This is a genomic window from Nitrosomonas sp. Is79A3 (assembly GCF_000219585.1).
GTDB lineage: Bacteria > Pseudomonadota > Gammaproteobacteria > Burkholderiales > Nitrosomonadaceae > Nitrosomonas.
This window is the reverse complement of record NC_015731.1, coordinates 639,225-653,510: the sequence shown is the minus strand read 5'-3', so window position 1 is coordinate 653,510 and position 14,286 is coordinate 639,225. Positions and strand designations below refer to the sequence as shown.

The following is a 14,286-nucleotide window of genomic DNA, read 5'->3' as shown; positions in this document are numbered from 1 at the left end:
TAACCTACTTCGGGAGAATTTCATGCGTTTTGACAAACTAACCACTAAATTCCAGCAAGCCTTTGCTGATGCACAAAGTATTGCTGTTGGTCAGGATAATCCAGCCATTGAACCTCAGCACCTACTATTAGCATTATTACAACAAGAAGATGGCAGTACGCTTTCCTTGCTGCAACGTTCCGGAGTCAATACCACACCTCTGCTGGAGAATGTAAAACAAAGCGTTCATCGTTTACCTAAAGTAGAAAACTCCGGCGGGGAAGTTGCTATTTCACGCACACTGAATAACCTGCTTAATTTGGCAGACAAAGAAGCGCAAAAGCGCAACGATCAGTTTATTGCCTCAGAAATGCTTCTTCTGGCAATCTTGCAAGATAAGGGCGAGATCGCTGCATTGCTTAAGCAACATGGCGCCAATTACTCTGCACTAGAAAAAGCCATTAATGCAATACGAGGCGGCGAACAGATCAGTAGCGCAGAAGCAGAAGGTAGTCGTGAAGCCTTAAAAAAATACACTCTGGATCTTACGGAGCGTGCACGCCAGGGCAAACTGGACCCAGTCATCGGGCGGGACGATGAAATTCGCCGCGCGATACAAGTTCTGCAACGTCGCACAAAAAACAATCCCGTTTTAATTGGTGAACCGGGTGTGGGTAAAACCGCAATTGTTGAAGGTTTAGCCCAGCGCATTATCAATGGGGAAGTACCTGAAAGCCTGAAAGACAAACGCGTTCTCTCTCTGGATATGGCTGCATTGCTGGCAGGTGCAAAATACCGAGGTGAATTTGAAGAACGCCTTAAGTCGGTGCTGAAAGAACTTGCGCAAGACGAAGGTAAAACCATTGTATTTATCGATGAGCTGCATACGATGGTTGGAGCCGGCAAAGCTGAAGGTGCAATGGATGCAGGCAATATGTTAAAACCCGCACTAGCGCGCGGAGAATTGCACTGTGTCGGCGCGACCACATTGGATGAATACCGTAAATATATTGAAAAGGATGCTGCACTGGAACGGCGTTTTCAGAAGGTATTGGTGGAAGAACCGACCGTGGAAGCGACAATCGCAATACTGCGCGGGTTACAGGAAAAATACGAAGTACATCATGGCGTGGATATTACTGATCCCGCCATTGTCGCAGCTGCTGAATTATCCAATCGCTACATTACTGATCGTTTTCTGCCCGACAAGGCAATTGACTTGATTGACGAAGCCGCTGCACGCATTCGCATGGAAATTGATTCCAAGCCGGAAGCACTGGATAAGCTAGACCGGCGCCTAATACAACTCAAAATTGAGCGCGAGGCAATCAAAAAAGAAAAGGATGAGGCATCGCAAAAACGCCTGCAATTACTCGAAGAAGAAATAAAACAAAAAGAACGGGAATATGCTGACTTAGATGAAATCTGGAAAACTGAAAAATTCCATGTACAAGGCTCCCAGCAAATCAAGGAGGAAATGGAAAAAATCAGGCTGGAAATAGAAGCAGCTACCCGTAAAGGAGATTGGCAAAAAGTTTCAGAATTGCAATATGGTCGTCTTCCGCAACTGGAAGCGCAATTGCAATCCCAACTCAATGCTCAAAAACAACAAACCGGAGCAACTGAATCGGGTGCCGCAGCCGCGCCCAAGCTGTTGCGTACCCAAGTCGGCGCAGAAGAAATTGCCGAAGTGGTATCGCGGGCTACCGGCATCCCTGTGTCAAAAATGATGCAAGGTGAACGAGAAAAACTGTTGCTGATGGAACAAAAACTGCATGACCGCGTAGTTGGTCAAGATGAAGCCGTACGCCTAGTATCTGATGCGATCCGGCGTTCGCGTGCCGGACTGGCTGATCCCAACCGGCCTTACGGATCTTTCCTGTTCCTGGGACCAACCGGTGTTGGGAAAACTGAGCTATGTAAGGCTTTGGCCGGTTTCCTGTTTGACTCCGAAGATCATTTAATCCGCATCGATATGTCCGAATTTATGGAGAAACATTCGGTAGCCCGCCTGATAGGTGCCCCGCCCGGTTATGTCGGTTATGAAGAAGGCGGCTACTTAACTGAAATCGTACGCAGAAAACCGTATGCCGTCATTTTGCTGGATGAAGTGGAGAAAGCGCATCCGGATGTATTTAATGTATTACTACAAGTTCTGGATGATGGTCGTATGACTGATGGTCAGGGGCGTACCGTTGATTTTAAGAATACGGTTATCGTCATGACATCCAACCTGGGTTCGCAAATGATTCAGGAAATGTCAGGAAGTGAATATCAAGCAATCAAAGAAGCCGTTATGGGCGAAGTAAAAACGCATTTCCGTCCGGAATTTATTAATCGCATTGATGAAGTTGTGGTATTCCATGCGTTGGATGAAAAACATATAAAATCGATTGCTAGAATACAATTGCATTATCTGGAAACACGATTGGCCAAACTGGAAATGAAACTTGAAGTCAGTGAAGCAGCGCTAGCAGCACTTTCTCAAGCTGGTTTTGATCCAGTGTATGGTGCTCGCCCCCTAAAACGCGCCATCCAAGCGCAAATTGAAAATCAATTGGCCAAAGAGATTCTGGAAGGTAAATTTGTTGCAAAAGATACGATCAAAGTTGATTACAGTGATGACAAGCTCAATTTCACTAAATTAAGGAAACTCTGATTAAGTCCCAAAAACTTGTAAAATACGCGGTAGATTGTAACCACTGCAAGGGAATGCATTGATGAAACAATTAGTATTGTCGATTCCATTATTTATCAAGAAACCAAAAGTAACTCGCCGGCAAAAGTTTCTCGAAGAAATGGAGCAAGTGGTTCCATGGGTAGACTGGACGAATCGGATCGCGCCGCACTATCCGGTAGCAGGTTTGGGACGCAAGCCATTTGCGTTGGAAGCGATGCTGCGGATTCATATGATGCAGCAATGGTTTGGTTATTCAGATCCGGCAATGGAAGAAGCGTTACATGATGTGCCGATGCTACGTGAATTTGCAGGACTAGATGCGGGAGAAGATGTTATGCCTGATGAGACGACGATCCTCAAGTTTCGCCACCTGCTGGAGAAGCATCACTTGGCACAAAGCCTGTTTGCTGAAACAACTGGGCGGTTAGCGCAACAGGGATTATTGCTGCGTCAGGGCACGATAGTTGACGCCACGCTGATAGCGGCTGCGCCATCGACCAAGAACCGGCAACGCAAACGTGATGGCGAGATGAGTTCGACTAAGAAAGGCAACAACTATTACTTTGGATTAAAAGCACACATAGGCGTAGATGCCGATTCCGGCCTGGTGCATAGCCTGGAAATTACCACGGCCAAAGTGGCCGATGGCAACATGATTGATGCGCTGGTACATGGCGAAGAGGCAATTGTATTGGGTGATCGGGCTTATACTCGTAATGATCGCAATCTGGAAGCGCAACGACAGCCGGAAGAGCCGGTCTGGGGTATGCCATTCAAACGCAAGCGCGGTGAGGAATTGCCAGCAGAACATGCCGTGCTCAATCGTATGCTAGCTTCACTACGCGCAAAGGTTGAACATCCGTTTCGTATTGTCAAAAGACAATTTGGTTATACCAAAGTCCGTTACCGAGGATTGTTCAAGAATGCACAACAGCTTTATCTGTTGTTTGCCTTGGCTAATCTTTACCATGTCCGTAAGGTGTGGATGCCAACCACGGGATAATTCCGTCCAATATCCCTGAAAATCAGCATCAGGGGACAGAATAGTATGCAATCTGCTAAAAATTACAGTTATTAATCGCACAATAATGCCTATATTAGCTACTTTACCGATAGCTTTGTCGACAAAACTGGAATAAATAACTTAATCAGAGCTTCCTTAAATGGATAAGGTTTAGCTATCGACAGATCAAAGCGTAGCATCTAAGTCATCAGCAAGAATAAAATATGTCGGAATACATAGCGAATATACTTAAATAAAATGAGATTCGGGTAAAATGAATTATTTTTACTGGATAGATTGTTATGTTTAAAGGTAGCTTGGTTGCTATCGTCACTCCGATGGGTGAAGAGGGCGGATTAGATTTAGAACGCTTCCGCTCTCTTCTTGATTTCCATATTGACCAGGGTACCGATGGCGTTGTGGTTGTTGGCACTACGGGTGAATCGCCAACCGTAGATTTTGACGAGCACCACCTATTGATGCGTACTGCAGTTGATCATGTTGCTGGACGCATACCGGTGATTGCAGGCACTGGCGCCAATTCAACACGTGAAGCCATCGACTTGTCTATTTATGCAAAAGATTCAGGCGTAGATGCCTGTCTTTCGGTTGCTCCTTATTACAACAAACCTACTCAGGAAGGGTTATATCAGCACTTTAAGGCGATCGCAGAAGCAGTAGAAATTCCCCATATCCTCTATAACGTTCCCGGCAGAACTGTTGCAGATATCCATAATAATACAGCACTACGCTTGGCACAGATTCCCAATATTGTCGGTATTAAAGATGCGACGGGGGATATTGGGCGAGGCTCTGACTTATTGTTACGTGCACCGCCTGAATTTTCCATCTATAGCGGAGATGATGTCAGTGCATTAGCGTTGCTGCTGTTAGGTAGTCATGGTGTCATCTCAGTCACAGCGAACGTAGCACCCAGAATGATGCATGAAATGTGTATTGCTGCATTCTCTGGCAATCTAAATACTGCGCGAGCACTGAATAATAAACTCTTGCGTTTACATATTGATCTATTTGTAGAGGCTAATCCAATTCCTGTGAAATGGGCTGTTGCACAAATGGGTTTAATAGACTCTGGGATCCGCCTGCCACTTACACCATTATCCGCTCAGTATCATCAGCTTATTCGAGAAGCAATGCGTTCAGCCAATATCCATGATTTAAAGGAGTAAGATGTCAAGAATGAAATGGCGAAAAGTTACCATACCCTCTCTGGTATTGGCGCTTTCATTGACAAACACAGGTTGCAACCTGTTCCCGGAAACTAAAACAATTGATTATAAGTCAGCAGGTAAGTTACCTGCATTAGATATACCGCCCGATCTCATTAAACCCGCTATTGATGAACGCTATTCAATTCCTGAGCTCAGTACATCGGGTAGCGCAACATTTTCTACCTATAGTAGCGAGCGTGGCGGACAACAAAAAGCTGGCGGCACATCCTCCTCCTTTTTACCGTCATCGATTCAGAATGTGCATATTGAACGTGCTGGTACGCAACGTTGGCTAGTTGTACCGCAGTCTCCTGAAACCGTATGGCCAATAGTAAAAGAATTCTGGCAGGAACTGGGTTTTTTGATCAAAATAGAAGTTCCGGAAGCAGGAATTATGGAAACTGACTGGGCTGAGAATCGCGCAAAAATTCCACAAGACTTTGTGCGTACTTTTCTCTCCACCTTCCTGGATAGCATTTATTCAACTGCAGAGCGTGATAAATTTCGTACTCGTCTGGAACGCAATGAAGCAGGTAGCACTGAAATATATATCAGCCATCGAGGCATGAATGAAGTACTGGAAGGAGGCAGTCTCAACCGGACAATCTGGCAGCCTCGTCCAGCAGATCCTGATCTAGAAGCTGAAATGTTATCGCGTTTGATGATGCGCTTTGGTGTAGAAGAAGAAAAAGCCAAGCTGGAGCTAACTACAGGCAAGAGTACTGCGCTGGAACGCGCCTACATTGATCGGGAAACAGGAAATACTCTCATCATTAACGAAGCATTCGACAGATCATGGCGGCGCGTCGGTTTGGCACTAGATCGCATCGGTTTTACTGTTGAGGATCGCAATCGCGTAGAGGGTATTTATTTTGTGCGCTATCTTAGTCCCGATAAAGACAGCAAGAAAAAAAGCGATGACGAGGGCATACTATCAGGAATTATGTTCTGGCGTAGCGGGAATAAGGAAGATGAAAAAGCTGCAAAATACCGTATACAAATTCATAGTACTGGAACCAATGCCAGTAAGGTTACTCTGTTAAATGATGACGGAACGGCAGTAAATTCCGCCACTACAAGCCGCATTCTGAAGCTCCTGCATGAGCAGCTGAAATAACAAGAGCGGGTGTTTACGTGACAATTAAGCAACCAAAACATCTTGATCCCTATGAGGATGCAGAAGACAAAGGCTTACGAAACAAATCCCACAAATAAAATAAAAAAACCGCCTCTTCGGGCGGTTTTTTTCCTCAAACAAAAGGAAATTATTTTTTGCTGTCTGGCTCTCCGCCTTTCATAACCTTTTCATAGTTTGCTTTTTCAGTTTCAGGCAATGCTTGACTTGGTTTTCCACCACACGCAGATAAAGCTAAAGCCAATAAAATTGTAGCCAGAAGAGTATATTTCATCATGTAATTTTCCTTATAAAAAGTTCTTAAAAGTAAGTCAAGCAGTATATAACGAATTAAACTAATCATTCAAGCAAGTTTTGGTTAGAAATTTAATACGTTTAATCTGCTGTCTGGGTTATTAATCATTCTTGGAATAAGAGAAACCCCGCATATCCCATATGATCTCATAATTTCTGCAAAAATCATTTTCATTTATATATACTTAGTTTTATTTCATGAATTGAAAAAATACTAAGTAGCGCAATAAAATAAAATTTTAGATGTCTTTTAAATTGACTGAAAGAACAGTCCAGCTTATTTTTGCCGATTTTATCAATCGGCAAATCTATTAGTAGACTATTTTGTATTATCAGCGGGCTCTGAATCTCTAGGTGCATAAGCCGATGGAGGCGGTTTATCCATAGGATAACCATCAAGACTTTTTTTGCCCTCACAAGCAGTTAACGTTAATACTGCAAAAGCAGCGGCTAAGAGTGAAAATTTAATCATTTAGTCTCCAATATCCTTTAATTTGTTTAGTTTATATGCAATAGCATAATCGAAACAGTGCAATTATACAATTTTGAACCCCGTATTTAAACTATCACCAAACTTAAAAGACTTCATTTAAAGCTGTTCAACTCACTGACAATATGCGGTCAATATTCACCAATACGACAATTAACTAATTATAAACATAGTACTAAATACCATCATAAAAAAAACCGCCCTTTAACAGAGCGGTTTTTTTATAAAATTATAAAAATTCTTAAACTTCAAAAAAGACCGATACCTCGTTACTTAGGCGTGCCCTCGCGCTCATCCATAAAGCTTGGAGGATATTGACCTGGCTTCGGTTCACCACATCCTACTAGAAATGAAGCTAAAAGAGCGGCAATCAATAGAGAGTATTTCATATCCTAAATCTCCTATATTCAAAAAAAAATTTTGACTAAAGATAAATTATCTAAAACAGCTCATCGGCCATTCAAATTAGAAAGACCATAACCTTAATACCAGAATAAAATAATACTGTCCAGCGAAATTCAAGAAAATTTATAAAATATCGGATTATTAAAGGCTTCACACTGCCTGATTTTTACTTACGATATAACCATTAACATACCACTGATAAAGGATTTTTTCCGTCTCTTCGTCGATATGTGAAGAGGGGGGAAATTGCTGGTTATCAGCAAGCGTAAGCAACATTTTGAATGCATTGCTGCCCACTTTATAGACTTCACCATTGATAAAGAATTTATTGCGGCTGCTTAATAGCCTACTTCTTAAGTCAAGCTGCACACCATTTTTCTTTATCTGCTGCAGAAATAAACGTGGAGATAAAGGTTTCATCGGTTGTTCAAAGAAAACATGTGATTTAGGTTCCGAAAGATAAATACCCAGAAAATTTTCGATATCATCGCGATTCCAGCTAATTTTCTTCAATATCGAATTTACCTGGGATTGCATTGCCGTACCGATCTTTGATGGATGAGATTGCAATTGCAAATCAGGATCAGAATACCAACCTTCCGTTTCAATATTATCTTGCAGATAAACAAGAAATTGCGTCATTAGTTCATCATGACTGGGTGCACGGAAGCCAATGGAGTATGTCATGCAATCATCTTCTGCAATTCCGTTATGCGCATACTTAGGCGGCAAATAAAGCATATCACCCGTTTCCAGCACCCACTCTTGCTCCGGTTGAAACTTTTCCAGGATTCTAAGCGGAGCGTCGGCAATGAATCGATTATGCTGTTGCGCAGAAACCTGCCAACGTCGCGATCCCATTCCTTGCAATAAGAATACATCATAGGAATCAAAATGTGGCCCGATCCCACCGCCCTTGGGTGCATAGCTCACCATTAGGTCATCCAGGCGGGCATGTGGGATGAAGCAGAACTTCGACAATAAATCACGTGCTGAAGGCAGAAAATGATTCACCTCCTGTACTAGCAGTGTCCATTGCTTTTTAGGCAACTTTGCCAAATCAGAGCTGCTGAGTGGGCCATGTTTAAGATGCCACTTACCCTTTCTTTGGATAACAAGACGGGATTGTGCATCTTCATGACATGCCAGTTTCATTAGTCCATCGCGCGTCAACAAACCGTTAAAACCAGGCAATGCATTTCTTATCAACAGCGGCCGCTTTTGCCAATAATCACGTAAAAAATCTTTAGGAGTAATTCCTCCCAAAGAAATCATCTCTATTTTATTAATGTTTAATTCTCCACAAGTCTTCTAACCGTTTGTCCCGTCCGCAGTTGTTTCGATAATATGCATACCGCAGCGGGTTCTTAATGTAATAATCTTGATGATATTCTTCTGCGCGGTAAAATTCGGTCACCGGTAGAATCTCCGTGACAATCGGTTGATTAAATCGCCCGGAAGCCTCCAGCGTCTTCTTTGATGCTTCTGCCAGCTCTTTTTGATCAAAATCGTGGTAAAAAATGACACTACGATACTGTGAACCTATATCACAGAATTGTTGGTTGGTTGTCAGCGGATCTATCGTTAACCAATAGGCAGCTAATAAATTGGAAAAATTGGTCTTTGTTTTATCAAAGTAAATTTGCACGGCTTCAACATGTCCGGTTTTACCAGCGACTACTTGATCATAAGTTGGATTTGCCACAGTACCGCCAATATAACCTGAGGTAGTAGAAACCACACCCGGTAGTTTGTCAAAATCAGACTCTGTGCACCAAAAACAGCCGCCGGCAAAGATTGCCATCTCTAAATTTTCCTCCGTTACTTGCGAAGCCGCTGCCCCTGCTATTGACTCATCCATCTGCCGGCAGGCGTTCAATATCAATACGGACAACGATATTACAACCATAAAATGCTGTTGATTACTCCACTTCCACATAGGTTCAACCTCTGAGTTCAGGTAGCTGATCTGTTTCCAATACAAACTTTAACGCTAATCCATTATTGCACCAACGCTCCCCTCTGGGCGGCGGGCCATCTTTAAAAACATGCCCCTGATGTCCCCCGCAGCGTGCGCAGTGATATTCAGTCCGCAAAAAAATTAGTTGAAAGTCGCGTTTAGTACCAATACTTCCCGGAATAGGTTGGGTAAAGCTCGGCCATCCGCTTCCACTTTCATATTTATACTGACTTTCAAATAATGGTAAATAACATGCAGCACAAATAAAAATTCCTTCCCGATGCTCATAATTTAATTCGCTACTTCCGGGTTCCTCGGTATGTTCTTCAAATAAAACCTTATAACCCTCCGTTGACACTAACCCACGCCATGCTTTATGTGGTTTGTTGAGCGGCTCAATCACAGTCTGCTTGGTATTATTTGCAACTGCTGTTGTTGATAGTGAAAATGAAAAAAAGGGCAAAATAGGAATCACACTACTCCCTTGGAGAAAGGTGCGTCGTTTCATAAAAAAGTTCCTCACATAACTCGTTCAGCCAGATAACTTCATCGCATAAAAAACTCGAACAAACTGATCAAGCAAGTTTTATCCAGTATTTGAGATGCTTACCCAGAAATGGCATTACTTTGATTAACTCCGCCATGCAGATTTATCTATAAATCCTGTATCATCACGGTTTTAAGATTATATCTTAGTCCACATGAAAATCACTTTTCTGGAATTTGAACAAAATATTGCAGAATTTGAATCAAAAATAGAGGAATTACGCTTTGCACAGGATGATTCCGCGCTGGATATTTCAGCTGAAATTGTGCGTCTGCAGGCAAAAAGCCAATCTCTCACGAAAAATGTTTATGCAAAACTGACTCCTTGGCAAATCTCACAAGTTGCCCGGCATCCGCAACGCCCCTATACGCTGGATTACATAGAACATTTATTTACAGACTTTGAAGAATTGCATGGTGATCGGAATTTTTCCGATGACCATGCGATTGTTGGCGGTTTAGCACGATTTAATGGTCAGACTATTATGGTGATTGGCCATCAGAAAGGGCGTGATACCCGGGAGAAGATTTACCGCAATTTTGGGATGCCAAAACCGGAAGGTTATCGTAAAGCATTGCGCTTGATGCGCCTGGCGGAGAAATTTTCTATTCCGCTCGTTACTTTTATCGATACGCCAGGTGCATATCCCGGCATTGATGCAGAAGAGCGCGGACAGTCGGAAGCCATCGGTAAGAATCTTTATGTTCTGGCGGAATTAAGAGTCCCCGTAATCTGCGTGATTATTGGCGAAGGCGGCTCCGGTGGCGCCTTGGCAGTTGCTGTCGGCGATGTCATCCATATGTTGCAATACGCCACCTACTCGGTGATTTCACCCGAAGGTTGCGCATCTATCCTATGGAAAAGTGCGGACAAAGCACCTGAAGCTGCAGAAATTATGGGTATCACTGCCGACCGGCTGAGAACAATGAATTTAATTGACAGTATCATTACTGAACCAATCGGTGGCGCGCATCGTGATTACCCAGCCATCATGCAATCGGTAAAAACTGTTTTACAGGAATCACTCCGCAAGCTTCAGGATCATTCTATCGAAACACTTCTGGAAAAACGTCTAGATCGGCTTATGACATATGGCTCATTTAAGGAAGTCAAAGTCGAATAGCCTTCTATGTGATACGAAAGAAGTATTACTTGCACATATTAAACAGGGCGATCACTTAACCATTGCTTTGAGCGGTGGTATCGATTCCGTTGTATTACTGCACGTACTGGCTACGTTATCCAAGCAATTGCAATTTACGCTTTCGGCCGCGCATGTTAATCATGGTATCAGCAGCAATGCAACATTCTGGAGCAAGTTTTGCTGCAATCTCTGCCACAACTACGGCATTTCAATTTACATCGCCTACCTGCAGATCAAAAAAGAAACTGGCATCAGTCTTGAAGCCATCGCCCGGGAGGAACGTTATCGCATATTCAGTCACATACAAGCAGATTATGTGGTACTGGCGCAGCATCTGGATGATCAGGCTGAAACTCTATTGTTACAATTATTTCGTGGTGCAGGCGTAAAAGGATTGAGTGCGATGCCAATTGTCAGAAAACAAGCTTCTGATGCTGCTCCGCAGATACTGCGGCCACTGTTAGAAGTTTCTCGCAGTCGAATTGAAGCCTATGCACAGCAACAAAAATTAAATTGGATAATCGATGAAAGTAATGACAGCATCACTTTCAATAGAAATTTCTTGCGTCATGAGATTCTACCCATATTAAAAACACGATACCCCAATTATCCAAAAACACTGTTACGTACCAGTCGCCACTTGTCTGAGGCATCATTACTATTGGATGAATTAGCTGAAATCGATAGTGCGTATTGTCTTGCTTTGGGAAAGCTTCAAGTTGAAAATCTACGCAAGCTGAGTTTCTCTCGCGCAAAAAATCTTCTACGCTACACATTATTACAACACGGTGCAATCCTTCCCAGTACAGCTAAAATAGAAAACATTCTGAATCAGCTTTTAGCGATAGGGGTGGATAATCAATTCCATATCAGTTTAAACGATTCTGAAATTCGTTGTTATAAAGGGGCAATTTATATATTGCCCGGAATAACACCTCTTCAAGAGCCTAAGCAATATGTATGGCGTGGGGAAACCTATTTAGCACTCCAGCATTTACGCGGTGCCATCCGATTTACGCAAATAAAGAATCAAGGTATTAGTCAGCAAAAAATATTAAATGAACCGGTCACAGTACGTTCGCGTAGCGGCGGCGAACGTTTTACACCGGCTTGTAACCGTCCACGCAGAAGCTTAAAAAAACTATTGCAGGAAGCAGTTATCCCACCGTGGGAACGTATCGTTATGCCATTATTGTTTTGTGGTGAAAAATTGATATGGGTACCGGGAATCGGCATAGATTGTGAATTTCAAGTAAAATCTGATGAAATAGGAATTTTACCCACTTGGGATCCTGAGTAATAAAAATTAAGCTTTGCTTGCCATTATTCAGAGTATCACTACAACCGGTTTTTTCATTAGGAAAATGCATGATTCTAATCACAGGAGGCGCAGGATTTATTGGAAGTAATTTTGTTTTGGATTGGTTAGCGCAATCTGACGAAAGAATTGTAAATCTTGACAAATTGACTTATGCCGGTAATTTACACAATTTGTCTTCCTTATCTAAAGATCCACGGCATATCTTTGTACAAGGCGATATTGGAGACACCAAACTGGTTTCACAAATACTGGCTCAGTACCAGCCCCGCGCAATTATTAACCTGGCTGCAGAAAGTCATGTTGATCGCTCAATCCACGGACCGGAAGATTTTATCCAAACAAATATTTTGGGTACATTTCGCTTACTGGAAGCTGTACGTGCTTATTGGAACGAGCTTGAATCCATCACACAACAAAATTTCCGCTTTCTCCATATTTCAACCGATGAAGTGTATGGCTCTTTAACGCAGAATGTACCCGCTTTTACCGAAGAACATCGGTATAAGCCTAACAGCCCTTACTCAGCGAGCAAAGCTTCAAGCGACCACTTAGTCCGTGCCTATCATCACACGTACGGCTTACCGGTGCTGACTACAAATTGTTCCAATAATTATGGTCCGTTTCAGTTTCCTGAGAAATTGATTCCTCTAATAATTGTTAATGCTCTGGCAGGAAAATCCTTACCGGTATATGGAGATGGTCAGCAGATTCGTGACTGGCTATTTGTCACTGATCACTGTTCGGCAATCCGCCGTGTGCTAGAAGCCGGTATCCCAGGAGAAACTTACAATATTGGTGGCTGGAACGAGAAGCCAAATATTGAAATCATACAAACAATTTGTACTTTATTAGAAGAATCATTTCCAAGCTCAACCTTTCACAAGCTCATTACTTACGTCAAAGATCGCCCCGGGCATGATCGCCGTTACGCAATCAATGCTACGAAAATAGAACGTGAGTTAAATTGGAGACCTGCAGAATCGTTTGAGACGGGAATACGTAAAACTATTCAGTGGTATCTGAATAATCAAAAATGGATAGCTAATATTCAAACCGGCGCTTACCGGGAATGGATAGAAAAAAACTATTCAAGGTTACGATAATGAAAATATTGCTATTCGGTGGAAATGGCCAAGTGGGGTGGGAGCTGCAGCGAAGTTTGATTCCTTTAGGCGAATTAATCGCACTAAATTCGGCAAGTGAAAATTATTGCGGTGATCTAACTAATCTTACAGGCATAAAACAGACCATACGTAAAATTGTGCCGGATATCATTGTCAATGCAGCAGCCTATACTGCTGTAGACAAAGCTGAGAATGAACCAGAATTAGCTCAAATTCTTAATGCAGAAGCGCCTGGCGTACTTGCACAAGAAGCCAAGCAAATCAATGCCCGGTTAATTCACTATTCGACAGATTATGTTTTTAACGGCACTGGCGATCAACCATATCTTGAAACTGATCCCACAGAACCACTCAATGTTTACGGTAAAACCAAGTTGGAAGGAGAAAAAAACATTCAAACATCCGGCTGTTCACATCTAATATTTCGTACCAGCTGGGTATATGCAACTTATGGGAATAATTTCATCAAAACGATGCTTCGTTTAGCGCAGCACCGTGATAAATTAACTATTGTCAATGATCAAATTGGCTCTCCTACAGGAGCAGAATTAATTGCTGATGTCACGGCACACGCAATGCTTACATTAAAACGTAATCCCGAGGTATCCGGTTTATATCACTTAGTCGCAAAAGGAAATACATCATGGTACGACTTTGCCAAATTCATTTTAAAACATGCTGAACATGCAAACATTCCGCTTAAAGTTCAATCTATTGCGCTACAGCCAATTAAGAGTAGTGACTTTCCATTGCCTGCAAAACGACCACTTAACTCGCGTTTAAATATTTGTAAGCTGCAAAAAACTTTTAATTTAATTCTTCCCGAATGGCAAGTAGGCGTATCGCGCACACTCACCGAAATCCTAGACAAGTAACTTTATCGAAAAACAGAAACATAATTTGTTTACGTATGATTCATTACAATTTTATACATAACCATTTTGCAAAATAAGTACAAATTTTATACCGTAT

Annotated in this window: 13 protein-coding genes; 8 read left to right on the top strand and 5 right to left on the bottom strand. The window is 42.4% G+C overall.

Annotated elements, in window-relative coordinates:
* Positions 1 to 22 precede the first annotated feature (22 nt).
* The 4 genes from clpB to bamC all read left to right on the top strand — a co-directional run bounded on the left by clpB (position 23) and on the right by bamC (position 6,011).
* A complete protein-coding gene (gene clpB / locus NIT79A3_RS03010) occupies positions 23 to 2,638 on the top strand; it encodes an ATP-dependent chaperone ClpB (RefSeq protein ID WP_013964787.1) in 2,616 nt (871 codons plus the stop codon).
* A 61-nt stretch (positions 2,639 to 2,699) separates the two neighbouring features.
* The gene (locus NIT79A3_RS03005; RefSeq protein WP_013964369.1) at positions 2,700 to 3,662 is read left to right on the top strand and encodes an IS5 family transposase; all 963 of its coding nucleotides are present in this window, start codon (positions 2,700 to 2,702) and stop codon (positions 3,660 to 3,662) included.
* Between the two features lie 302 nt (positions 3,663 to 3,964).
* Positions 3,965 to 4,852 carry a 4-hydroxy-tetrahydrodipicolinate synthase gene (gene dapA / locus NIT79A3_RS03000; protein ID WP_013964786.1) on the top strand — a complete coding sequence of 296 codons (888 nt, stop codon included), beginning with the start codon at positions 3,965 to 3,967 and terminating at the stop codon, positions 4,850 to 4,852.
* Between the two features lie 10 nt (positions 4,853 to 4,862).
* A complete protein-coding gene (gene bamC, locus NIT79A3_RS02995) occupies positions 4,863 to 6,011 on the top strand; it encodes an outer membrane protein assembly factor BamC (protein WP_156796997.1) in 1,149 nt (382 codons plus the stop codon).
* 148 nt (positions 6,012 to 6,159) lie between these two features.
* Here bamC and NIT79A3_RS18525 read toward each other — a convergent pair whose 3' ends face one another.
* The 5 genes from NIT79A3_RS18525 to msrB form a co-directional block, all read right to left on the bottom strand.
* On the bottom strand, positions 6,160 to 6,306 hold the full coding sequence (locus NIT79A3_RS18525) for a hypothetical protein (protein WP_156796996.1): 147 nt from the start codon (positions 6,304 to 6,306) through the stop codon (positions 6,160 to 6,162).
* Between the two features lie 336 nt (positions 6,307 to 6,642).
* Positions 6,643 to 6,795 carry a hypothetical protein gene (locus NIT79A3_RS18990; RefSeq protein ID WP_013964783.1) on the bottom strand — a complete coding sequence of 51 codons (153 nt, stop codon included), beginning with the start codon at positions 6,793 to 6,795 and terminating at the stop codon, positions 6,643 to 6,645.
* Between the two features lie 573 nt (positions 6,796 to 7,368).
* Positions 7,369 to 8,493: a cupin domain-containing protein gene (locus NIT79A3_RS02990; protein WP_013964781.1), complete on the bottom strand. Its 1,125-nt coding sequence runs from the start codon at positions 8,491 to 8,493 to the stop codon at positions 7,369 to 7,371.
* A 10-nt stretch (positions 8,494 to 8,503) separates the two neighbouring features.
* On the bottom strand, positions 8,504 to 9,079 hold the full coding sequence (gene msrA, locus NIT79A3_RS02985) for a peptide-methionine (S)-S-oxide reductase MsrA (protein ID WP_348225698.1): 576 nt from the start codon (positions 9,077 to 9,079) through the stop codon (positions 8,504 to 8,506).
* A gap of 82 nt (positions 9,080 to 9,161) precedes the next feature.
* A complete protein-coding gene (gene msrB, locus NIT79A3_RS02980; protein ID WP_013964779.1) occupies positions 9,162 to 9,686 on the bottom strand; it encodes a peptide-methionine (R)-S-oxide reductase MsrB in 525 nt (174 codons plus the stop codon).
* Positions 9,687 to 9,879: 193 nt separating this feature from the next.
* Here msrB and NIT79A3_RS02975 point away from each other — a divergent pair, with 193 nt between their 5' ends.
* The 4 genes from NIT79A3_RS02975 (at position 9,880) to rfbD (ending at position 14,189) form a co-directional block, all read left to right on the top strand.
* Complete coding sequence (locus tag NIT79A3_RS02975) at positions 9,880 to 10,848, top strand: acetyl-CoA carboxylase carboxyltransferase subunit alpha (RefSeq protein WP_013964778.1); 969 nt, start codon at positions 9,880 to 9,882, stop codon at positions 10,846 to 10,848.
* Complete coding sequence (tilS, locus tag NIT79A3_RS02970) at positions 10,817 to 12,169, top strand: tRNA lysidine(34) synthetase TilS (RefSeq protein WP_013964777.1); 1,353 nt, start codon at positions 10,817 to 10,819, stop codon at positions 12,167 to 12,169. Before NIT79A3_RS02975 ends, tilS begins: the two co-directional genes overlap by 32 nt.
* A 68-nt stretch (positions 12,170 to 12,237) precedes the next feature.
* Positions 12,238 to 13,293 (top strand): dTDP-glucose 4,6-dehydratase, encoded by a 1,056-nt coding sequence (gene rfbB, locus NIT79A3_RS02965; RefSeq protein ID WP_013964776.1) that lies wholly within the window; start codon positions 12,238 to 12,240, stop codon positions 13,291 to 13,293.
* Positions 13,293 to 14,189, top strand: coding sequence for a dTDP-4-dehydrorhamnose reductase (rfbD, locus tag NIT79A3_RS02960; protein WP_013964775.1), 897 nt, complete (start codon positions 13,293 to 13,295; stop codon positions 14,187 to 14,189). Before rfbB ends, rfbD begins: the two co-directional genes overlap by 1 nt.
* Positions 14,190 to 14,286 lie beyond the last annotated feature (97 nt).